This window comes from Clostridium sp. (assembly GCF_021372645.1).
Taxonomy (GTDB): Bacteria; Bacillota; Clostridia; order Clostridiales; family Clostridiaceae; genus Clostridium.
In genome coordinates, this window is record NZ_JAJFUC010000025.1 from 1 (window position 1) to 13,423 (window position 13,423).

At 29.3% G+C, this 13,423-nt stretch carries 9 protein-coding genes; 7 read left to right on the forward strand and 2 right to left on the reverse strand.

The features are described from left to right. Positions 1 to 183 precede the first annotated feature (183 nt). Positions 184 to 1,269: an SLC13 family permease gene (locus LLF98_RS03410; RefSeq protein ID WP_291700840.1), complete on the forward strand. Its 1,086-nt coding sequence runs from the start codon at positions 184 to 186 to the stop codon at positions 1,267 to 1,269. Positions 1,270 to 1,689: 420 nt separating this feature from the next. Here the strand turns inward: LLF98_RS03410 and LLF98_RS03415 are convergent, their stop codons facing one another. Both LLF98_RS03415 and LLF98_RS03420 read right to left on the reverse strand, forming a co-directional pair. Continuing rightward, positions 1,690 to 3,429, reverse strand: coding sequence for an ATP-binding cassette domain-containing protein (locus LLF98_RS03415; RefSeq protein ID WP_291700825.1), 1,740 nt, complete (start codon positions 3,427 to 3,429; stop codon positions 1,690 to 1,692). Positions 3,430 to 3,692: 263 nt separating this feature from the next. Continuing rightward, positions 3,693 to 4,334, reverse strand: coding sequence for a CAP domain-containing protein (locus LLF98_RS03420; RefSeq protein WP_291700827.1), 642 nt, complete (start codon positions 4,332 to 4,334; stop codon positions 3,693 to 3,695). Positions 4,335 to 5,436: 1,102 nt separating this feature from the next. On the opposite strand from LLF98_RS03420, the gene LLF98_RS03425 reads away from it, so the two are divergent. From LLF98_RS03425 to LLF98_RS03450, 6 genes are all read left to right on the forward strand, one after another. Continuing rightward, complete coding sequence (locus tag LLF98_RS03425; protein WP_291700829.1) at positions 5,437 to 6,741, forward strand: hypothetical protein; 1,305 nt, start codon at positions 5,437 to 5,439, stop codon at positions 6,739 to 6,741. A 108-nt stretch (positions 6,742 to 6,849) separates the two neighbouring features. Next, positions 6,850 to 7,539: a VWA domain-containing protein gene (locus tag LLF98_RS03430; protein ID WP_291700830.1), complete on the forward strand. Its 690-nt coding sequence runs from the start codon at positions 6,850 to 6,852 to the stop codon at positions 7,537 to 7,539. Positions 7,540 to 7,552: 13 nt separating this feature from the next. Then, the gene (locus LLF98_RS03435; RefSeq protein ID WP_291700832.1) at positions 7,553 to 8,596 is read left to right on the forward strand and encodes a PP2C family serine/threonine-protein phosphatase; all 1,044 of its coding nucleotides are present in this window, start codon (positions 7,553 to 7,555) and stop codon (positions 8,594 to 8,596) included. A gap of 155 nt (positions 8,597 to 8,751) precedes the next feature. After that, positions 8,752 to 10,125, forward strand: coding sequence for a YARHG domain-containing protein (locus LLF98_RS03440; protein WP_291700834.1), 1,374 nt, complete (start codon positions 8,752 to 8,754; stop codon positions 10,123 to 10,125). Positions 10,126 to 10,159: 34 nt separating this feature from the next. Further along, positions 10,160 to 11,026, forward strand: a complete 867-nt coding sequence (locus tag LLF98_RS03445; protein WP_291700836.1) for an N-acetylmuramoyl-L-alanine amidase — start codon at positions 10,160 to 10,162, stop codon at positions 11,024 to 11,026. A 383-nt stretch (positions 11,027 to 11,409) separates the two neighbouring features. After that, positions 11,410 to 12,657 carry a hypothetical protein gene (locus tag LLF98_RS03450; RefSeq protein ID WP_291700838.1) on the forward strand — a complete coding sequence of 416 codons (1,248 nt, stop codon included), beginning with the start codon at positions 11,410 to 11,412 and terminating at the stop codon, positions 12,655 to 12,657. The last annotated feature ends 766 nt before the right edge of the window (positions 12,658 to 13,423 follow it).

Below are 13,423 nucleotides of genomic sequence, written 5' to 3' on the forward strand. Positions count from 1 at the left end.
CTTTTTAAGTAGCAAAGCCTATTGAGTGTTATAGCAAACAGGAGTAGCCTTGGCAAAACTGGACACTATGAAGTAGGAAAGAAACAAAATTATAGACTTTTATATTCTTTTTGTAAAGTTTTATAGAATTTTGGTAACGGACACTTTATGAATGTTAAACAAATTTTCAATAATTCTATAATAATGTTAAAAACGGAAGTAGTTTTTACTATTTCACTAATTCTAGCTTTTAGTACATCCATAGTTACTAAGCCAAAATTGAGTTATATAAATTTTGAGGTATTAATATTAATGTTCAACCTTATGATAGTAATAGGTGCCTTTGAAAAATTAAAATTATTAGATAAGATAGCAGTTGAGATATTAAGCAAGAATACAAGCCTTAGAATGGTTTCATCAGTGTTGGTTAGTCTATGTTTTGTTTTTTCAATGTTTATAACAAATGATGTAGCGCTAATAACTTTTGTGCCTCTTACTATGATTATTGCTGAAAAGGCTGACTTTGATCCAATGAAAATAATAATTTTAGAAACATTAGCCGCCAATATTGGTAGTAGTTTTACACCCATGGGAAATCCACAAAACTTATATTTATTTTCATTTTTTAATATAGGTATATTAACTTTTTTTAAAAGTACAATATTTTTTGTTATATCGGGTGTATTGTGGTTATTTATTTTAAATCAAAGAATTTTAAATACAGATTTAAAATTTGATTTAGATAAGATAAAGATTAAAAATACAAAGGCTTCAGCTATTTACTGTGTTTTGTTTATGTTTATATTACTTTCAGTTTTTGATGTGATTGATTATAAAGTAGCTTTTATAATAACAATTTGTGTAAGTTTAATTTTGGAAAGAAAATTGTTCAAGGAATTAGATTATATATTATTACTTACTTTTGTATGTTTTTTTGTAGCTATAGGAAACTTATCTAATATGCAAAGTATTAATGAGATTATGAAAACTCTATTGAATAATGATATTGAAGTATACTTTTCGGCTATATTTTTCAGCCAATTGATTAGTAATGTGCCATGTGCTATTCTTTTATCTAAATTTACAAATGCTTGGCAGCCAATATTAATTGGAGTTAATATTGGTGGAATGGGAACAATTATAGCATCACTTGCAAGTTTAATATCGTATAAATTTTATGCTAAGGAATATGACGGAAAGAAATACTTATCTAAATTTATAAAATATAATTTTATCAGTCTAATAATATTTGCAGCATTATTTTCTGCATTCTTATATTTAAAAATATAAAATTTAGGCACATGAAAATAAAAAATATGATGTTTTGCTTTTATAAGAATAGTAATAAGGCATATTTAAAGAAAATGGGGCTGTTGCAAAATGCAACAGTCTCTTTTCATATACGGAAAAAGGTGGTTTCAAAAGGAAAAAGAAAAAGTGAATTACAAAAATCAATACACCAAAGCTAAAGGTAATAAAAAATACAGCAAAATAGATGTGGTATATTGTTGCACATACGTAAACTTGCCTAAAAAATAATTTAAATAGTAAACTTTAGAAGGTTCTTAGAGTCCTTCTATTTGTCATGCTCAAAAACAAATTTATTTATATGATTTACTTATAAATTCACTTTTAAATATAAAAAAGAAGCCGCCACAAAATGATTTTAAAAAAAATCATTTTGCAACAGGCTCATTTATTTTAATATGCCTAAAGTAACTTAATCAGCGATTCTAACTCTTCAGATAAAATTTTTGCAAGCTCAAAATCAGTACGTTGCAAAGCTGATTCTATTTTTGTTTCAACTAATCTTTTCTTTTGTTCAATTTCTAAGTAGTCTTTATCAAAATAATTCGCATAAATCATCTTTCTAAATTTTCGCATATTCATTTTTCTAATTGTCTTATCTTCAATGAGTAAAACATAATCTACACAGTTTATTATAGAATAGTAATCATGTGATATCATTAAAATAGCACCGTTATAATTTTCTATGGCTTTTTCAAGTGCTATTTGTGAATAGGTGTCTAAATGACTTGTTGGTTCATCGAGAAGCAACATGTTTGATTTGCTAGCAGAAACTTTGGCTAATTGAAGTATATTCTTTTCTCCACCAGATAAAGATTCTATCTTCTGGTTAATGATTTCTTCATCAAAATCATAGTTTGAAATATATGATTCAACCTCTTCATAAGTTTTAAATCCTGCATTTAGGAATTCTTCAAGTATTGTATTAGACTCATTTAGTATTTCCCCTTGAAGCTGTGATAAATAAGCTACTTCAATATCAGAATTTATTTCAATAGCAGCATGATTATTTTTAAAGATGTCTCTGAGCAAAGTCGTTTTCCCAGTGCCGTTTAATCCGATAATAGCTACTTTATCAGTAGATTTTATCTCAAAGTTAACATTTTCTAAAAGCATATCATCAAAGCTAGCACTGTAATCAGTAACTTTTAAAGCAATGGTTTCTTCGATTTTATTATTAGTAAATAAACGGATGCCTGGTTGTTTAATTTCTACAAATGGTGTTTTAATCCTACGCGCTTCTAATCTTTCTTGAAATTTCATTCTAGCTTTTAGATATCTTCCAGCAGAAGTCTCACCTGTAATTTCTGCTCTATCTCTTAGTTTCTTGATTATGTGCTCGTTTCTCTTAATTTCTTCATCATCAGCAATAGCCAGTTCTTGAAACTCAATTTTAGTTTGAAGTAATGTGAAGTTATAATCAATATATCTTCCATCAAACTCTTGAAGCTCCATGTTTTCAAGATGAATAATTTTGTTAAAACAATGATTCAATAGATATCTGTTGTGCGTAATAACTAACATCATTCCCTTGTGAGAATTAATTAGATTTTTAAGAGAATTAAGGTTTTCAAAGTCTAAAAACACATCAGGTTCATCCATAATCATTAAGTCTGGACTATTAAGCATTTCCTTAATCACTTGAATAAGCTTGAATTGTCCACCACTAAGTTCAGATACCATTAGATCTTTAATCATGTTTAAGTTTGCAAGATTTAATTTCTTATTAAGGATGCTTTCGAAATCATCTCCGCCAATTGCATCAAGTGCATCTAAAGCTTGTTGGTACTTTTTTAGTAAGGGATCAATATCCGAAGATGTTTCCATTTCAGTACAAATAGAGGTTATTTCATTTTGTAGCTTAATAAATTCTTCCCCTATATATTCGAAAACTGTAGTTTCTTTTGCTTCATCAAGTTGTGAGAATTGGCTTACATATCCAATTCTACAATTTGGATCAATCACAAGCGTACCATCGAACATATATCTTTCTGGATCCATAATTATATCTATCAGTGTACTTTTTCCACTACCACTTGTACCTATAAAAGCGCAATGTTGATCATCTTCTAAGGTAAAAGAAATCTTATTATAGAGATCTTTTTGCGGAAATGAGTACGATAAGTTATCAATTTTTATCATATTATTACCTCTCTTTAATCATTTGAAAAGAGCCTATAAAAATAAGCTCTTCAATATATCTTCAATATATAATCTTCTAAATCGCAATTTTGCAATTGGGAAGATTATTATAGTAACGATATTCTGTTTTGGTTTACCGTTGATAGCATAACACTTTTTACGACTAATTTCAAATAAATATGTTAATTTAAAATCTAAATTTAAATAGACTAGTTACAAAATTATAATTAAGTAACTAGTCTATTTAATTTTATAGATAATTATTAATTTGAGAATTCTTGAGTTCCCATATATTTACCGTTTCCATAGATTACACCCATACCAACCTTAGTATATGAAGTATTCATCATATTTGCTCTATGACCTGGTGAATTCCACCATTGATTAAATAATTCAACTGGATCATTAGTATTGTATGCAATATTTTCTCCTGATGTAGTATATTTATATCCTATTGTTTGCAACCAGTTTGTCCACTTAGTTCCATCTGGATTTGTATGGTCAAAGAAGTTATTTTGTATCATATTGTTACTCTTATATCTTGCTACTTGTACTAATGTATCATCCATAGTAAGTGGCTTAAGACCAGCTTCTGTTCTTTTTGAATTCATTAATTCAAGAATTTTTTGCTCAGCAGAAGCTTGTACATTTATTGAATAATTTGCTGGCAATTTAGGTAACCCCTGTACATCTACTGAAGTTTCTGATGTAGAAGCATTATTAGTAGTTGTGTTACTTCCTACATTATTTGTGCTTGTATTTAAAAGATTATTTGTAACTATATTGTAATAACCGTTATTATTTGAATTAATAGTTGCTGCTGATACTCCTAATGATGATAAACTTCCTATTGTTGTAGCTGCAATAACTGTAGTTACTATTTTTCTTATAAAATTCTTTCTCATTAGTTTTTCTCCTTTAATGTATTCTATTTGCCTTTTCATCTTTTATATAAACAACAAACGTTATTTAAGTTTTTGTTGTTCTCAAGAAAAGGCATGTCTCTATATTAACATTTTTTCGACAACATTCAACATGAAATTCTGTTGATTAAGTCTTTTAAATGAAATAGGCACAAAATTTCTTGAGTATGTTCTTGTATATTCCTTTATGCACTATGATATTATTCAACACCTTTCAGTGCAAAGGATAGTCCCCTAAATAAATAAAAAGCTAGTAATCACTAATTAGTTAATACAAATAAACTAATTGGAGGTTTTTTTTGTTAAATATTTTATATTTTTTGGAAAATTCATTGTATTCTGACAATTGTTATGTTATAATAAATACAAGAAGAAAGTAATTTCTTCTAGCAATCCTAACTCAATAAAATTAACATCTTGTAGCAACTGTTAATTAGACATAACCAATTGAAGTGTTTGACTAGTAATATATAAAGTGAATTATGACGCAAGTTGAAATTACTAAGTACAAGTCATCGGAAGATTTGATTAGTAACCAATAGTGTGAGTTAAGGCGCAAGTTGATATTACTAAGACATATTTAAGTTATTTCAATAAAGTCTATCTAAAGAATATTAGTTAATACAATTAAAATTTTATCTTAAAATGTAAAGGGATAAGGTGATTCCAATGCAAATATAATATTAGGTGTTGTAAGAATAAATATAGAGAAAAGGGGTGAAAAGAATTCAAATTGAAGAACCATTTCAGTTTAGAAAAGAGTTAGGATTTGCTTAACCATCAATTAGTTAATATAATTTGACTAATTGATGGTTTTTTGTTGTCTAGATATTTAATTTATAATCCTAACCTATCAATTTGATGAAACTTACAGTAATTACGTCTATGATTGTAGCAAATCAATTAGTAGAATCCTGTCTATGGATGAGATCAAAGAAATGATGATAGAGCTACATATTATTTTTATTTACAAATGTTCCTAGAGTTTGTGGAAACATATGCATAATTTTGTTATTATTTTAAGAGAGATGCTATTTTGGTTTTAACACCAAAGAAGAAAATAATGATGAGCGGGGGGAGTAAATTGGATCAGTTATTAAAAAGCGGAACTACTTTAGTGACTAAAAGTGGACAAAACTGCATAGTAAATAAGTTATTAGGAAGTGGTGGACAAGGCGAGGTTTACGAAGTTGAAATATCAGGTAAAAAATATGCATTAAAATGGTACTATAAAAATCAAGCAACAGATGCTCAAAGGGGAATAATTGAAAATTTAGTACAAAAGGGCAGTCCTAATAGTAGATTTTTATGGCCATTAGATATTGTTGGTAGTCAAAATAATGAAACTTTTGGTTATATTATGCATTTAAGACCTAAAGAATATAAAAGTATAGTAGATATGATGGCAAGACGAGCTGAACCAACATTTAAAGCTTTATGTACTGCTGGTATTAATTTAGTAGATAGCTTTCTTCAGCTTCATTCAAAGGGATTATGTTATAGAGACATATCATTTGGTAATGTGTTTGTTAATCCTGATAATGGAAATATACTTATATGTGATAACGATAATGTGGATGTTACTGGAGCAGATTGTGGAGGTGTAATTGGAACACCGAGATTTATGGCACCAGAAATTGTAAGAGGGGAAGCTAATCCATCTACAGAAACAGATTTATTTTCATTATCTACCCTTTTATTTTACATGTTTATGCTTCATCATCCATTAGAAGGAAAAATAGAGTCAGAAATAAAGTGCTTTGATTCACCTGCTATGAAAAAGGTTTATGGCGATGAACCAATATTTATTTGGGATCCTGTAAATACTTCAAATAGACCAGTAGTTGGATATCAAGATAACGCATTAATTTATTGGGGGATATATCCTAATTTTATAAAAGATTTATTTACAAGGGCATTTACAGAGGGGCTTAATAATACACAAAAACGTGTGCTTGAAATTGAATGGAGAAAGGCTTTTGTAAAGTTAAGAGATAGCATAATTTATTGTGGAAATTGTGGAGCAGAAGTTTTTTATGATGCTGCAAAATTAAAAAGTGGACAGATACATATATGCTGGGGATGTAATAATGGGGTTAAGATTCCACCAAGGATAAAAATAGGTCAATCTATTGTAATGCTAAATGCCGATACAAAAATTTATACCCATCATATAAAAGATAATTTAGATTTTAATACAATTGTAGGTGAGGTTACTCAACATCCAAATAATCCAAGCCTTTGGGGAATTAAAAATGTATCTAATGAATTATGGAATATAACTAAGGCTGATGGTAATGTAAATACTGTAGAACCGGGCAGAAGTGTTTCTTTAGCAATAGGTACAAAGATAAACTTTGGTACAGCTGAAGGAGAAATAAGGTTATAAAAGATTATATTTTTCAATTAAAATACATTTAATAAATGAAGGGAGGTATTTATCGAGAGTTGTAAATTGCATATATTCTCGGTAAAGATAAGTATGTTAGAAGGAATTATGAAAAGACCAGGTGGAGAAATGTCTTCAAGACCACTTCACTTTATATGGATAACAGATTGTTCAGGATCAATGTCTGGAGAAAAGATTCAATCATTAAATTATGCTATAAGAAATGCAATCCCTAGTATGAGGGATGTTGCAAGTGAAAATCCAAATGCAAAGGTACTTGTAAGGGCAATAAAATTTTCTAGTGGTGCACAGTGGCATATAGATGATGCAACAGCAGTAGATAAGTTTGAATGGAAGGATCTACAAGCAGGGGGGCTTACTGATCTTGGAGTTGCTCTTTCTATGGTAGCGGATCAGCTTAAAATACCACCAATGTCAGAAAGGGCACTGCCTCCAGTACTTGTACTACTATCAGATGGACAACCTACGGATGACTATAAAGTTGGATTGAGTAAATTGCTAAGCCTTCCTTGGGGTAAAAAGGCTGTAAAAATAGCTATTGCTATAGGAGAAGATGCGGATATAGATGTGCTTCAAAACTTTATAGATGATACTGAAAGAGCACCTCTTCAAGCAAATAACTCAGATTCACTAGTTCATTTTATTAAATGGGCATCAACAGCAGTAGTTAAGGCTGCATCAGCACCACCAAGCCAACTTAAAGGTGAATCTGTAAAAAGCAATGTAGCTATACCAACTCCTCCACCAACAGATATTTCAAATGATGACGTTTGGTAAAGGAGAAAATTAAATGAGTAATGAATCTCTAAAATGGTCAGTAGCAGGTAAGTGTGTTAGAGGATTTACACACATAAAGCAAGATAAACCTTGTCAAGATGCGATATATACTGAGCAGCTTGAAAATGGAGCATTAATAGTTGTAGCAGATGGACATGGAAGTGAAAGATGCACTTACAGTGAAGATGGTTCAAGAATAGCTGTAGGTATAACTGCAAATATTTTAAAAGAACTTTATAACAGCCAAGGAAGGCAAGATATTATAGCACATGATGATGATGTAAATGAATTGCTTAAATCCATAGAAAAATGCTGGAAGAAAGATGTAGAAAATTATCATAATGAAAATGGAAGAGAGCGCTTAGATCAAGAAAAGTTATATATAAAATATGGTACTACTCTTTTAGGAGTATTGGTAACACCTGAGTTTATATTTTGTTTGCAACTTGGTGATGGAGATATAATCGTAGTCACTAAGGACAAACAAGTTAAGTTTGCTATAAAAAAAGATAATAATCTTCTTGGAAATGAAACTACATCTTTATGTTCTTATAATTCTTGGAAGGAAATAAAAACAAAGGTAAAATACATAAAAGATGAGGAACCACCTGTTTTAATATTAGTAAGCACAGATGGATATTATAATTCTTTTATAAGTGTTGAAGAGTTTAAAAAGGTAGGTTTAGATTACTTACATTTGATAAGAAACTATGGATTGGATGAAGTGAAAAAATATATTGGTGCTTGGCTAGAGGATTCTTCTAGAGAAGGCAGTGGAGATGATATTACCCTTGGATTAATTTGTTCAAATCAAATTGATAAAGTTGTAGACGAAATATCACCATGTGACAATGACAGAGAGGAAACTACAGTGAAGCAGGAAGATAATGAAAATATATCGGAGAAAGAAGAAGCTATAATAAGTCCTTTAAAAGAAGTAACCACAATTATAGAGATAGAAGAAAAGAAAGATGAAGCAGATACATGTTTATCTAAAGAGCTTATGGAAAAAGAATGTATAGACGAAATAACAAAAAAGCAAAGTTTATTTAAATAAAATTATTAAAATTGCAGAATAAATATCAATATGGGGTAATGGCATAGATAAAACTAGAGCAGGGTACCGCTATAATGAAAAGATATTATAATAATTTTTTATAGGTATTCTGTAAAAGAAAATAATTGGATTAAATTCCACAGGAGGCGAAATATTTGAATAATGAAGTTATAAAAACAGTTCAAGAATTAACTAATAAATATGGTAACACAATATATACAGATAGTAGAAAATTAAAGTCATTTTTGAGCGATTATTATTCTGACAAATATACTAGAGAAAAGAGACTTTTAGTAGATTCTGTAGAGCAAAAAATACCTGAAGAGATAGTAAATTGTAATGGAACACAAATAGATGATTTCTTATATAACAAATTAGCTGGTAAGTTGTTTGATAATTTAGGTATATCTAAGGATTTAGCAGAGGAAACAATAGATGCATGGTGTGAAATATTAAATAAAACACATATAAAGGTTAATAATCAAAGTTCAAGTAATTTTAATAATAACAACTATGGACAAACAAGACCAGGAACTGCTGCAAATTATAGTCAGCAAAATTATAGCTCCAATACTGTAATTATGAGTACTCCACCAGTATCTAATAATAACAATTATGGACAGCTAAGGCCAGGAAGTGCTGCAAATTATAGTCAGCAAAATTATAGTAGTAATACTGTATTTATGAATAATCAACAAGTAAATAATGTGCCTGTTAAAAGTAACAAAATGAAAAAAAGTATAATAGGTATGATGCTGAGTATATTAATTATAGTAGTAGTTTCTACAGCAGCTTATTCATTGGGAAGCAGTAAAGTTACTACTGATAAAAATCTTACAAATGCAGCAAGGGAGTCTAAGGAGACTAATAGCAATCAAAATAACGTAGATACTAAAAATAATACTACTAATAACACCAATACAAAGGAAAAAAATACACAAACAAAATTGAACAATTTTATTTTTCCTGATAGTAGTACAAGCAAGATATCTCCAAGTAATTTATATAACTTAAGCAGTGATCAACTATTTATTGCAAGAAATGAGATATTTGCAAGGCATGGCTATATATTTAATAATAAAAAGTTACAGAATTATTTTGAAGCGCAAGCTTGGTACAACCCTAATCCTAGTGCAAAGGGAGAACCCTCAAATGATATAGAAGACTATAATGCACAAACTATAATGGATATGGAAGAAATAAAATTAGCTTTTAAAAATTCACCTATAGTAAATAGAGAATATGTGTTGAATAATAGTCATATAACGAAGCTTACATCGGATGAGGTTGAAAGGTTAAGTGATTTTGAGATTCTACTTGCAAGAAATGAGATATTTGCTAGACATGGCTATATATTTGGAGTACCAGAATTAAACGACTATTTTCAATCAAAAAGATGGTACAATAAAATTTCAAATGATGTGACATTAAGTGAAGTTGAGGAGTATAATATAGAACTTATAAGAAAGGTTGAAGACAAGCGTATTTACAATATGCTATCTAATTATGAATTAGGTAGTCAATATTAAGAATTAAAATAATACTTTACAAGGAGTTGAAATATTGAAGTTTAAATTAAAAGTAACATTCTTCTGTATACTTTTTATATTTTTATTAGTAGGATGTTTGAAAATAGTTTCAATTATTTCTAGTGAAAATAAAAACAGTAAAGCTGCTGAAAGCGAATCAATAAATAAGCCTAGTGATAATGAAGAGAATGAGAAGGACTCTAGTGAAAAAACAGCAGAAAATAGTGGTAAGGACAATGAAGAAAATATTGGAGTCGAAAAGCCAAAAGAAGATAAAAAGAAAATTGTAGTTCTTGACCCTGGTCATGGCAATAGATCAAATATGGAAAAAGAGCCTATATATCCAGGGGCTGAAGAATTGAAAATAAAGGATGGCGGCGGAGCAGAAGGAATAAAAAGTAAAACCCCAGAGTATGTTATAGCTATGGGGATTACTATGAAGTTAAAGGAACTTTTTATCAACAAGGGATACATTGTAATAATGACTAAAACAACTTCCGAGGAAAGTCCAGGTAATATAGAAAGAGCTGAAGTAGGTAATAAAAATAATGCAGATTTAGTTATAAGAATACATGCGGATTCTTCTGAAAGTTCAAGTGCTTCAGGAGCATCTATGCTAGTTCCAGCTCCTATAGGTAATGCTAAGGATATAAGTGGAATTAGTAGAAAATATGGAGAGATTGTATTTGAAAATTTAGTTCATGAAGTTGGTATGAAAAATAACGGAGTAGTTGAGAGAAAAGATCTTACAGGCTTTAATTGGTCAAAGGTTCCTGTTATATTGGTTGAAACGGGATTTTTATCAAATCCACAAGAAGACAAGCTATTAAATACGGATGAGTATAAAAATAAAATAGCACAAGCATTATTTAATGGAATAAATACGGCATTGTTATCCTAAATCCCAATTAGCAAGGCAAACAGTTTGTTTGCCAAAACCCCTTGGGGGTTATAAAATATTCCAGGTACAAGTTAGCTTATAAGGGTATAGTAATTTGATATTGAAGTTACGTAGGAATCGAACAAAGTGATTTCTACTTCTTTTTGTTTTAAATATATTTTAAAAATAATAGGTAAATTACATTATTAGTACAAGCACGGATGTGTTAGTAATATGGAACTGGATGTAGTCATTAATTTAGCTGCATATTTTTTTGTGTCAGATTCGTATGACTAAAAGTAAATTCTTAGGTCCATTATAATTAACGTTTAACTTTGACATAAGTATCCATCTACTTTATAATTTGATTATAAAATGGAAAAAATAAGGATGTGAAAATTAATATGATAAGTATTATTAAAACTGCAATTATAACTATAATAATATCATTTATATCAGGTTTACTGTTAGAGCATTATAAAAATTTAGCACCTAGAATATTATGTAATATAGGAAATGGCATACCTCTAGAATTGAATAACAAAAAAATTTGTGCGTACATTCTTACTGTTAGAAATATTTCTAATAAAACAATTCATAAGCTAACCTTAAATATACAAGGCTCACAAAATAACTTAAAAATTGGAGATGCCAAAATAACAAAAGGTTTAAAATTTGATTCTTCAATAGAAGGTAACAGTTTAGATGTATATATACCTTTTTTAAGTAAAGATGATGAATTTTCAGTTACATTATATGTAGAAAATCAATACGGAGAGTATAATAAACCTGTTGTTACAATTAGATCACCTGAAGATTTTAAGGAGGTAGACTCTGTAGAAGAAAAAGGAATCCTATTTTTATTGTTTAATATACCTAAAAATATAAATAAGGTAGCTTCGAAGACAATGAAAAATAACGAAACAATGGTTTCTAATAAAAAAGGTAATTTTACAACTGTTATGAGTAAGGTACCAGGTACTAAAAAAACAAAAAATAAAGAAAATAGAGAAATACTCCATAGAAGTAAGAAACTGAGTAAGAATAAAAAGGCAATGATAGCCATTGCATCGATTATTTTAGTTATAAGTATTGGGATTTTAGGAAAACTTTATTTCCAAGAGATATATAATAATACACAAACTCCTAGTGCAGAAACTGACATTCAAAAACAGTCCACTGATGCAACAGAATCAGCAGGTGGAACAACTAAAAATCCAGGTGCAAAAGCATCAACAGGTGGAACAACTAAAAACTCAGGTACAAAGACATCAACAGATAGAACAACTAAAAATACAGATACAAGGACATCAACAGATGTAACAAATGAAAATACAAATGCAAAAGCATCAACAAGTGGAACAACCGGAAATACAGATACAAAAACAGCAACAGATGAAACAACTGGAAATACAGATACAAGGACATCAGCGGGTGAAACAACTGGAAATACAAAGACATCAACAGATGTAACAACTAAAAACACAGATACAAAGACATCAACAAGTGGAACAACTGGAAATACAGATGCAAAAACATCAACGGGTGAAACAGCTGGAAATACAGATACAAAGACATCATCAAGTGGAACAACTGGAAGTTCGGATACAAAGATATCATCAAGTGGAACAACTGGAAGTACAGGTAACTAATGTATCATTAACTTAACCTCAATTTGTTAATAAGAAGGCGAACGATTTGTTTGCCAAAATCCCCTGGGGGTTTTAAGATTTTCCAGGTACAACTATATTATACAAGAATATAAATATTAATAGTTAGTGCTTTCTAACTTGTAATCACTGAGTCTATGAGGTGCTTGCACGTCTTTAGAAAATTTTTGTAACAATAAACAAGAAATTAAAAAAAAGGTGAAATCACAAGAAAAAGAAATTGAAAAGAAAAAAACTTTAGCTCTATCTAAGCATGTAAACTGGTTTAACCACGTGTTTTTGGTAATGTATAAGTGTAAATGTTAAGCCCGATATATATGGTTAGCATTTGCACTTATTTTATTTATAATTATAGAATGGAGTGAATAAGATTGCTTGATAAAATAGAGAACATTAAAAGTGAAATAACAAAATTAATGAATATAATTAATATAATGATCAATAACTGTACGGGGCGTATCAATAATAGAAAAAAGTAGAAAATAAGAGCAGAATGTAGAATATACGATTTAAAGTATATATAAGGTCATATTGCATATATTTATAATATTTATATATGTTAAGATGAAACACGTCGCTAAGAGACGTAAATAACTTAAAAGAATCTAATAAAAACCTTTTGAAAAAAGAGTTTAAAAGATTTTAAAAAAGTTGTTGACAGCATTCAATCCAAGTGATACACTAAGTAAGTCGCTTGAGTGTGACAAATAAAAACAAATAGTTACAACGAAAGTTGTGAAAGAAAATG

What these genes read in the sequence shown, in the direction of transcription:
- LLF98_RS03410 (WP_291700840.1), top strand. Translation starts at nt 184, where the DNA reads ATGTTAAAAACGGAAGTAGTTTTTACTATTTCACTAATTCTAGCTTTT.
- LLF98_RS03430 (WP_291700830.1), top strand. Translation starts at nt 6,850, where the DNA reads ATGAAAAGACCAGGTGGAGAAATGTCTTCAAGACCACTTCACTTTATA.
- LLF98_RS03420 (WP_291700827.1), bottom strand. Translation starts at nt 4,334, where the DNA reads ATGAGAAAGAATTTTATAAGAAAAATAGTAACTACAGTTATTGCAGCT.
- LLF98_RS03450 (WP_291700838.1), top strand. Translation starts at nt 11,410, where the DNA reads ATGATAAGTATTATTAAAACTGCAATTATAACTATAATAATATCATTT.
- LLF98_RS03415 (WP_291700825.1), bottom strand. Translation starts at nt 3,429, where the DNA reads ATGATAAAAATTGATAACTTATCGTACTCATTTCCGCAAAAAGATCTC.
- LLF98_RS03435 (WP_291700832.1), top strand. Translation starts at nt 7,553, where the DNA reads ATGAGTAATGAATCTCTAAAATGGTCAGTAGCAGGTAAGTGTGTTAGA.